Below are 9,699 nucleotides of genomic sequence, written 5' to 3' on the forward strand. Positions count from 1 at the left end.
GGCCGGGGTGGCCACCAATGTCCTGATCGCGCTCCTGATTGTGCCCCTCATCGTCGGCGCGGGGCTCCTCGGGCAGTATGCTCCCTCACTCGTTCGGCCCCTCGGTGTGCTGCAGCAGATGCTCGCCGCCGGTATCTATATCAATCTGATTCTCGCGGCCTTCAATCTGATTCCGATTCCGCCGCTCGATGGATCGCACGTGTTCAAGTATCTCCTGCCGCCGAAGTGGTCCTTGCAGTACCAGCGCCTCGGCGGCGTCGGCTTGCTTCTGCTCTTCGCCGTGCTCTCCTTCGCCCGGCCGCTCGTTGGTATCTGGCTCGCTCCCGCTTCCGCACTCGGTGATCTGGCCATGAAGGTCTACGTCCCGTACATGCTGCCCAACCCCTTCGCGTGAAGGCCGCGTGATCGCTCCGAATTTCCGCCACGCCGAACACACGGCACCCTCCTTTGTCGTCGAGCTGAGCCACTTTACCGGCCCACTCGATCTGCTGCTGTCGCTCATCCGCGATGAACAGCTCGACATCTACGACATTCCCATTGCCCGCATCGCCGAGCAGTTTCTGGCGCGCATCAGCACGCTGGGACTCGACGAAGCCGCCGACTATCTCGAGATGGCCGCGCGCCTGCTCCGCATCAAGGCGCAGATGCTGCTGCCGCGGGCCGATGGAGAGGACGCGTGGGAAGATCCCCGCGCTGAACTGGTGCGCCGCCTGCTCGAGTACCAGCAAATGCGCGAAGTCGTCGATCTCCTCGAGCGCCGCGGCGAGGAGCGCCGGCACCGGTTCCCGCGCCGGTGGGTGCCGCAGGCGGCCGACATCACCCCCCTCAACGCGCCGCTCTCGCTCTCCCTCGGTGAACTGCTCGCCGCCGTCGATCGCGTCCTGCGCACGACCAAGGAGCCGACGCTGCACGAGGTCATCCCGCGTGCCCTCGACGTCGCCGGTGCGATGGTCACGGTGCGGGCGGTGCTCGCTATGCGCCGGTCGGCTCGCTGGTTCGATATGGTTGGTCGTGACGCCGAGCCCTGGCAGATTCTGTCGGTGCTGCTCGCGTTGCTTGAAATGGCGAAGCTCGGCGAACTGCGGATCGCGCAGCCCCACGCCTTCGCCTCTGTGGAGATCTGTCGTGACGCCGTTAGCGAAGCTGCTTGAAGCCGCCCTGTTCGCCGCCCCGCGCCCCATCGCGATGGACGCGCTGGCGGCGTTGGACGTCGAGTCCAGTCCCGCCGCGGTCGCGGCAGCACTCGATGAACTGCGTGAGCACTACGACGTCGATGGACATGGCGTCGAACTGGTCGAGCAGGGAGGTGGGTGGCAGATCCTCACGCGTGCCGAGTTCGCCGAGGCGATCGAGCGTGCCCAGGTTGCCGTGCGTCCGCATCGGCTCTCGGCCGCCGCGCTCGAAACGCTGGCCATCATCGCCTATCGCCAACCCATCGGCCGAGCGGAAATCGAAGAAATCCGCGGGGTCGCGGTGGGCTCCGTGCTGAAGTCGCTGCACGAGCGTGGCCTCATCGACATCGTTGGGCGCAGCGAGGGCATCGGCCGTCCGCTGCTGTACGGAACCACCTCGCAGTTCCTCGAGCAGTTCGCGTTGCGACACCTGGAAGAACTCCCCCGCGCCGACGAGCTGGCCATCGCCCTCCGTGGTGCCGGTAACGCAGCCGTCGTGCCGGAGTGACGAAGCCCCCCAAGAAGACCGCCGCGGAAAAGAAAGGCGAATACCGCCGCGGCACCCAGAAAAAGACGGCCAAGGGGCCCTCGGCTCGCGGCGCCGCCGCCCGCGCCGCCAACGACAAGCGCGGCGTCCCATCGGTCGCGAAGCCAAAGCCGCCGCGCGAACGCAGCGTGCGCGATGCCGCCTCGCGCGAACAGCCAGAGACCAACGCGGCGGACGTGCGCAGCGCCCGTCCCGTGCGCGATCGAAGCGAGACGGGCTCCTCCAAGCGTCGCCCCAAGCCGCAGCGGTCGATCGACGCGCCGCCGTCGAAGGCGGGTGGCACCGTCAAGGCCGAGCGCGAAGGCCCTATGCGCATCCAGCGCGCCCTCGCTCGGGCCGGTGTCGTCTCCCGACGTGAAGCCGATCGGGCGGTCGCCGAGGGGCGTGTACAGGTGAATGGCGCCATTGCCACGGTCGGACAGGTCGTTGATCCGTTTCGCGACGTGATCATGCTGGACGGAAAGCCCGTGATTACCCGTGTGACCTCGCATACGTGGATTGTGCTGCACAAGCCCGCTGCGGTGATGACCACGCGGAAGGATCCGGAGAAGCGCACCACCGTGTTCGATCTCGTGGACGACGTCCCGGGACTGGTCTACGTGGGGCGCCTCGACTTCATGACGGAGGGCGTCCTCCTGCTCACCACCGACGGTCGAGCGGCCCACGCCCTCACGCACCCCAGCAATGAGGTCGAGCGGACCTATGTCGCCACGGTGCGCGGCGATGCCGTCACCGCCGCCAAGGTCGCCCGTCGCGGTGTCCAGCTCGAGGATGGGCTGGTCGTTCCGCGGGAAGTTGTCGCGCATCCCCTCGGTGGACGGCGCTGGGCCCTCGAGATCACGATCGCCGAGGGCAAGACGCACGAAGTCCGTCGCCTGTGTGATGCGCTCGAACTCGAAGTGGAGCGCCTCGTTCGGACCCGCTTCGGTCCCGTGCGACTCGGTGAGCTGCCGTCCGGCGGCGCCCGAGCGCTGAACAGCACCGAACGCGAAGTCCTCGAAGCCCTCATGGTCGGCGGCAAGTAATCCCCACGGGACGCGCCCCCGGGCCATATGACGGAGCAGACCGGACACTGTCGGGTATGCTCGATGGAACGAGCCACCAACAAGAGGAGCAGCAGATCGTGACCACGAGCGTTGCCGCGTCGCCGGACGCGGCCCTGGTGCAGGGCGTCCTGCGCGAAGTCGCCAAGCGAATCGTCGGACAGGAGTACATGGTGGAGCGCCTGCTCATTGCGCTCCTCACGGGCGGTCACGTGCTCCTCGAAGGCGTCCCGGGGCTCGCAAAAACGCTCACCGTGCGCACGCTCGCCGAAACGGTGCGCACCAGTTTTCAGCGGATTCAGTTCACCCCCGACCTGCTCCCCGCCGACGTGGTCGGTACGCAGATCTTCGACCAAACCACCGGCGAGTTCCGCGTGAAGCACGGACCGATCTTCGCCAATATCATCCTCGCCGACGAAATCAATCGCGCGCCGGCCAAGGTGCAGGCCGCGTTGCTCGAGGCGATGCAGGAGAAGCAGGTCACGATCGGTGGGACCACCTATCTCCTCGCCGAGCCGTTCCTCGTGCTGGCCACGCAGAATCCGATCGAGCAGGAGGGCACGTATCCGCTCCCCGAAGCGCAGGTCGACCGCTTCATGATGAAGCTGCGCGTCGGGTATCCGACGCGCGCCGAGGAGAAGGAGATCCTGCGCCGCATGGCGGGTGGCGAGCGCATCGTCGTCAACCCGATCGCCTCCCCCGAGGAACTGCTCGACGCCCGTCGTCGCATCGCCGAGCTGTACATGGACGAGCGCATCGTGGACTACATCGTCGATCTGGTGCACGCGACACGGGCGCCGGCTGACGTCGGCGCGGCCGATCTGCGGCCGCTCATCGAGTTCGGGGCGTCGCCACGCGCTACGATTGCTCTCGCGCAGGCGGCTCGGGCGCATGCCTTCTTGCGCGGTCGGGCGTTCGTGACGCCCGACGACGTGAAGAGCATCGCCCCCGATGTCCTGCGCCATCGCGTGCTGACATCGTTCGAAGCCGATGCCGAAGGCGTCACGAGCGATACCATCGTTTCGCGCCTGCTCGCCGTCGTCGAAGCGCCCTGACCCCGTGGCGAAGTCCGACGCGTCGACCGTCTCGCCGAGCGCGCCCACCGCGTCGCCGCACTCCGTGTCCCCGCTGTCCGTGGCACCGGCGGAGGTGCTGCGGCAGGTGCGCCGCATCGAGGTGCGCACGCGGCGCCTGGTCGACTCGCGCTTCGCCGGGGAGTACCGCTCGCTCTTCAAGGGGCAGGGCATGGAGTTCGCGGAGGTCCGCGAGTACCAGCCCGGCGATGAGGTCCGCTCGATCGACTGGAATGTGTCAGCGCGCATGGGCCGCCCGTTCGTCAAGCGCTACGTCGAAGAGCGCGAGCTCACGATCATGCTCGTGATCGACATGTCGGGCTCGTCGCGCTTCGGCACCCGCGCGCACTTCAAGCACGAACTTGCGATCGAGATGGCGGGGGTCTTGGCGCTCGCCGCCACGCGGAACAACGATCGTGTCGGGCTGCTCATGTTTTCCGATCGCGTCGAGCACGCTCTGCCGGCACGCAAGGGGCGTAAGCACGCGCTGCGGCTGATTCGCGATCTCATGACCATCACCCCCGTTGGTCGCGGTACGTCGGTGGCCGTCGCCGTCGATCGCCTCATGCGACTGCTTCCGCATCGCTCGGTGGTCTTCTTCGCGTCAGACTTTCATGCCGACGATCTCGAGAAGCCGCTGGCGCGACTCGCACAGCGGCACGATGTGATCGCCGTGACCCTCGAGGATCCCTCGGAGCGGGTGCTCCCCGACATCGGGCCCGCGCGGCTGCAGGATCCCGAAACGGGTGAGGTGGTCGAGATCGATACGTCGCATCCGTCCGTGCGCGCCGCGTATGTCACACAGGTAACCGCCGACGATACGCGGCGACGCAAACTGTTCGGCCGGCTCGGGCTCGACGAGATCGTCGTGCACACGGAGCACGGGTACGTCGACGCGCTACTGGCGTTCTTCCGGGCGCGCACCCGTCGCCCGCATGGCGCGGTGCGCACCGGACCGCGTGGGGCGATGGGCGATGCCGCCGGCACAGCCGCGCCGGTGCGCGTCGTGAATGCGCCCGTCTCCGTGGCGGATCAGCGGAGCCGCTGATGCCGCGTATGCTGTCTGGACGCCGCGCGGCGGGGCTGATCGCGCTTGTCGCGGGATCGTACGCCACGGTGTGGCATGCCGCCGCGGGCGCGCAGGGCGCGCCGCCGCGCGTTCCGCCGGTGTCGCGTGGCGTCCTGACGCCACCCACTGGATCGCGCGTCAAGGCCGGCTTTCTGGTGCGCCCCGATACCGTCGAGGTGGGCGATCCCTTCACGCTCATCGTGACCGTCGTGGTGCCCGTCGGCGCGCGCATCGAGTGGCCCACGCTCGACGACACCACGGCCATGGTCGTCAGCCGCGAGCCAACGAAAGTCACACAGGAGTCGATGCGTGCCGGTGGTCGCACCGAACGCGCCGAGTATGCGTTGGCCGCGTGGCATGTCGGTGCGCTCCCGATCGGTCTCAAAGACGCGGTCGTGCGCTACGGCTCGACCACGCTCAACGTGCCGCTCAACGACGCCAGCGTCTTCGTCAGGTCGGTGCTGCCGGGCGATTCGTCGATGCACAAACCCAAGCCCCCGCGCGATCTCTTCCCGCGTGTTGTGCCGTGGTGGCAACGGTGGTGGCCCGCGTTGCTGCTCTTGGCCGCTCTCGCCGTCCTCTGGTGGCTGCGGAAGCGACGCCGGACACCCACCGACTCCACCATACACGCCGCGCTCGATCCCTATGCGCGTGCCGTGCACGACTTCGAGCGGCTCGACCGACTGGCCTTGGCCGATGCCGGTGAGCGCGGTCGCTACGTCGCGCTGGCCATCGACGTCGTGCGCACCTATCTCGCCCGACGGAGTCCGCTGGCGGTGCTGTCGCTGACCAGCGCCGAACTGATCGGCGCCATCGGCGACGATGAGCGCATGCCGCGCGATCGACTCATCTCGCTGCTGGCCGACGGCGACGGCATCAAGTTCGCCCGTCGCAAGGTCTCCGACACGCGAGCGCGCGAGCTCGCCGTCGAGGCGCGCGCCGTCGTCGAGCACATCGAAGCCGCGGAACGCGCCCGACGAGCCGTCGAGGCGGCCGCCCGGGCGGCCGCCGAAAAAGCCGAGCGCGACGCCAAGGCGGCCGATGAAGACGAGGCGCGCCGCAAGTCGCGTCGCCCCAAGGCGGGGGCGGCATGACGCGCGTCTTCGATTGGATTCGTGAGAGGCTCAGCGAGTTCAGTGGTTCGCTCAGCCCCGACGCGTGGTCGATCTTCGGTATCAACTTTGCGCACCCGGCGTTCCTGCTGCTGTTGCTGCTGCTACCCCTCTGGTCATGGTGGCGCCGGCGCGCGGCACCGCAGCGCGCCATTCCGTTCTCACGCGCCGCCGTGCTCGGTCTCGGCCCGCAACCATCACTCGCATGGGTGCGCTGGTTGCCCCGGCTGCGGTCATTCGCCTTGGCCGGGTTCATCGTGGCCGCGGCCCAGCCACGCTCAGGCGCACGGGCGGAGCGCGTCGCAAGCGAGGGCATCGACATCGCGCTGGTCGTCGACATCTCGAGCTCCATGCTCGCCGAAGACTTCCAGCCGCAGAACCGCATCGAAGTCGCCAAGGAAAAGGTCAAGCGCTTCGTCGTTGGCCGGAAATCCGACCGCGTGGGTCTCGTGGCGTTCTCCGGCGAAGCGCTGACGCAGGTCCCGCTCACCACCGACTATCCGGTGGTGCTCACCGCCATCGACAACCTGCAGGTGGGTCAGCTCGAAGACGGCACCGCCATCGGCACCGCGATCGCCACCGCCGCCAATCGCCTGCGTACGGCGCCGGGGCGGTCGCGCGTGATGGTGCTGCTCACCGACGGTGAGAACAATCGTGGCGCCATCGATCCGCGGACCGCGGCGCAGGCCGCTGGCACCTTTGGCATTCGCATCTATGCGATCGGCGTCGGCAGCGAAGGTATGGCCGCCGTGCCGGTGGGGCGTGGGCTCTTCGGACTGCGCTATGAGAATCGGCCGGTCAAGATCGACGAAGCCTTGCTCACGGAGATCGCCACCAACACCGGCGGTCGCTATTTCCGCGCCAAGGATGCCCAAGCGCTACAGAGCATCTACGAACAGATCGACGCCCTCGAGCGCTCCATCGTGGAAGCGCGCGCGTACATCCGCTACACCGAACGGTTCCGCTGGCCACTGCTGTTCGGGCTGGCCGCGCTGCTGGGTGAATTGGCCCTGCGCGCCCGTCGCGGAGTGCTCCCATGAACCTTGGCACTCTGCCACCGCTCATTTTCGACGTGCCGTGGATGCTGCTCGCGGCGGTGGTGCTTCCCCTCGTCGTGTGGTGGATGCGGTCGGTGCGGACGCGCCAGCGTCGCGTGCGTCTCGCGCGCTACGCCGAGTCGTCGGCGCTGCGTCGGCTGGTGATGGTCACCGACCCCGATGAACAGGGGCGCACGCTACGGCTCGTGCTGATTGCGTTGCTCGCGGGGGGCGCCCTCTCGGGTCCTCGCTGGGGACTCGCCCGCGGGCCCGTCAGTGCGCGTGGTATCGACATGGCGATCGCAATCGATGCCTCGCTTTCGATGATGGCGCCTGATGAGCGGCCCTCACGGTTGGAACGGGTGAAGCAGGAAGTCCGCCGGTTACGCGCCATGTCGCAGGCCGATCGCGTGGCCCTGATCGCCTTCGCCGGCCGCAGCTACATCCTGACCCCCCTCACCAGCGACAATGGGGCGATCGAGCTCTTCCTCGACAATCTCGATCCGTCCGTGGTGGGGCAGGCGGGCAGCTCGATTGCCCGCGCGATTCGGCAGGGGACCGAACTGTTGCTCGCCAGCGACGGCAGTGCCGATCGCGCGCTCGTCCTCATGACCGACGGCGAGGCGTTCGAGCCGGAGGAAGACGTGAAGGCCGCCGCTACCGAGGCGGGCGTCAAGGGCGTGAGTCTCGTGACCGTGGGCTTCGGCACCACACAGGGCAGCACGATTCCGATCCAGGACGGCTCCGTCACGCGTGAGAAGCGCGACGACGAAGGAACGATCGTGATCACCCGGTACGCGCCCGCACTGCTGGAAGCGGCTGCCACCGCCGCCGGGGGGACGTTCATTCCCGCGGACGCCTCAGACAAGGCCACGCGTGTGCGGAGCGCCCTGCGCTCGCTGCGCACGGCCAAACGCAAAATCGACTCGCGCGAAGATCACGTGCCACGGTATCTGTGGCTGCTGCTCCCCGCGCTGGTGCTGCTTGCCTACGATACGTGGTTGCTCACCCGCCGTCGTTCCGTGCCCGACACGGGCTCGCCTCGGCCGACTCCGATGCCGCCGATGGTGCTCCTCGTGATGATGGCCGCGCTCCCCGTCATGCTCATGTCGTGCAAGCAGGCGCCCGATCCCGCTGCCCTGTTCGCCGCAGGGAACGTTCAAGCGGCCATTGCCGGGTACCGCGCGCAGATCGCCAACGGCGACACGACCGTGCGTACGCGCTACAACCTCGGTACCGCACTCATCGGTGCCGATTCACTCGCGGCGGCCGCCGAGTTGTTGGAGATGGTGCGACGCGAAAGCGACGGCGAAACGCGTATGCGTGCCCGGTTCAACGCCGGCTATGCCTCACTCGTGATGGGTCGAACGCCGCAGAATCCTGAGGCCGAGGCGGCCTTTGCGGCCGCCCGAGCCGCGTACCGGGCGTTGTTGAGCGAGCGCCCCGCCGATGCCGACGCCAAGTGGAACTACGAGCTCGCGCTCCGGACGCCGCCGCCGCCGCAGGGTGGTGGTGGCGGGGGCGGTGGCGGCAACGCCAAGAACGACCAACAAGACGAGCAACCGCAGAATCAGGGTGGGCTCGATCAAAAGCAGGCCGAGGCGCTACTCAACAGCGCCGCGCGCGAAGAGCGCGATGTGCAAGGACGGAAGCAGCGACAGGGACGTACGCCACCGGGAGGAAAGGACTGGTGATGTCGTGCCTCTGGCGGCATGCCCGGCGCCTCGGTCGCCTCGCCCTCTTCGGTGGCCTGGCGACCCAATCGCTCGGCGTCGTGTTGCTCGCACAGCCGTCACCGACCGCGATCCTCGATCGCGTACGGGCCGACGGCAATCGACCAATCGACTTTCACGCCGCCACGTTTCCCGACACCGTTTACGTCGGGCAGCAGGTCACCTATCAGGTGGCGGTCCTGCTCAGCGAGTCCGCACGCGCCAGGCTGCGTCGCAATCCGGAGTTCCTGCCGCCGGAGTTGCGCGGGATTCTCGCGTATGAACTCGGTGCGCCGCGTCGGGTCGCGCCGCGCGGCTACGGCGGGCCCCCCTTTGAGGCGCACGTGTTTCAGCGCGCCCTCTTCGCCGTGGCGCCGGGTACCCTCGTGGTGCCGGCACCGCAGCTCAGCTACACGTTGCCGCAATCCTCCAGCTACTTCAGCCGCGAGGAACGTTTCATCGTGCGGGCCGAGAGCGCGCAGCTGGTGGTGAAGCCGCTCCCCGACGCCGGCCGCCCTCAGGACTACACCGGCGCCGTCGGTGTCCTCCGTGCGTCGGTCACCATCGATTCCTCCACCGCGCGGGTCGGCGATCCGTTGGTGCTCACGATGCGCGTCGATGGCATCGGGAACGTGAAGCTGTTGCCGCGCCCGGTACTCGAGGTCTCGTGGGCCTCGACCGTCCCCGGCACCGAGCGCGTCAGCGTGGATACCACCGGTGCGTTCGTGCGTGGCTATAAGGAATTCGATTGGATTCTCACCCCCACGCAGGCGGGGCAGGTCGAACTGCCAACGCTTCGCTACAGCTACTTCGATCCGTATCGCGGTGAGTACGTCTATGCGGAAACGGCACCGCGCGCGCTTGCGGTCGAAGATGGCTCGCTGGCCACGACGACTGAGGGGGATAACGTTTCGGTGGTGCCCCTCCGAGCGTG

Annotated in this window: 10 protein-coding genes; all 10 read left to right on the plus strand. The window is 68.0% G+C overall.

The features are described from left to right. On the plus strand, positions 1-394 hold a 394-nt coding region (locus tag ACIRA7_RS12415), incomplete at its 5' end, for a metalloprotease (protein ID WP_396221161.1). Positions 395-401: 7 nt separating this feature from the next. Continuing rightward, the gene (locus ACIRA7_RS12420; RefSeq protein ID WP_396221162.1) at positions 402-1,151 is read left to right on the plus strand and encodes a segregation and condensation protein A; all 750 of its coding nucleotides are present in this window, start codon (positions 402-404) and stop codon (positions 1,149-1,151) included. Next, entirely contained in the window at positions 1,126-1,680 is a 555-nt protein-coding gene (gene scpB / locus ACIRA7_RS12425; RefSeq protein WP_396221163.1) for an SMC-Scp complex subunit ScpB, read from the plus strand. Before ACIRA7_RS12420 ends, scpB begins: the two co-directional genes overlap by 26 nt. Next, positions 1,677-2,744, plus strand: a complete 1,068-nt coding sequence (locus ACIRA7_RS12430) for a pseudouridine synthase (RefSeq protein ID WP_396221164.1) — start codon at positions 1,677-1,679, stop codon at positions 2,742-2,744. Before scpB ends, ACIRA7_RS12430 begins: the two co-directional genes overlap by 4 nt. A gap of 98 nt (positions 2,745-2,842) precedes the next feature. Continuing rightward, positions 2,843-3,817: an AAA family ATPase gene (locus tag ACIRA7_RS12435; RefSeq protein ID WP_396221165.1), complete on the plus strand. Its 975-nt coding sequence runs from the start codon at positions 2,843-2,845 to the stop codon at positions 3,815-3,817. A gap of 4 nt (positions 3,818-3,821) precedes the next feature. Continuing rightward, entirely contained in the window at positions 3,822-4,883 is a 1,062-nt protein-coding gene (locus ACIRA7_RS12440; RefSeq protein WP_396221166.1) for a DUF58 domain-containing protein, read from the plus strand. Then, complete coding sequence (locus tag ACIRA7_RS12445) at positions 4,883-5,998, plus strand: hypothetical protein (protein WP_396221167.1); 1,116 nt, start codon at positions 4,883-4,885, stop codon at positions 5,996-5,998. Before ACIRA7_RS12440 ends, ACIRA7_RS12445 begins: the two co-directional genes overlap by 1 nt. Then, positions 5,995-7,056 (plus strand): VWA domain-containing protein, encoded by a 1,062-nt coding sequence (locus tag ACIRA7_RS12450; RefSeq protein WP_396221168.1) that lies wholly within the window; start codon positions 5,995-5,997, stop codon positions 7,054-7,056. Before ACIRA7_RS12445 ends, ACIRA7_RS12450 begins: the two co-directional genes overlap by 4 nt. Continuing rightward, entirely contained in the window at positions 7,053-8,747 is a 1,695-nt protein-coding gene (locus tag ACIRA7_RS12455; RefSeq protein ID WP_396221169.1) for a VWA domain-containing protein, read from the plus strand. Before ACIRA7_RS12450 ends, ACIRA7_RS12455 begins: the two co-directional genes overlap by 4 nt. Next, on the plus strand, positions 8,744-9,699 hold a 956-nt coding region (locus tag ACIRA7_RS12460), incomplete at its 3' end, for a BatD family protein (protein WP_396221170.1). The genes ACIRA7_RS12455 and ACIRA7_RS12460, both read left to right, overlap by 4 nt.

This window comes from Gemmatimonas sp., assembly GCF_044376735.1.
Lineage (GTDB): Bacteria > Gemmatimonadota > Gemmatimonadetes > Gemmatimonadales > Gemmatimonadaceae > Gemmatimonas.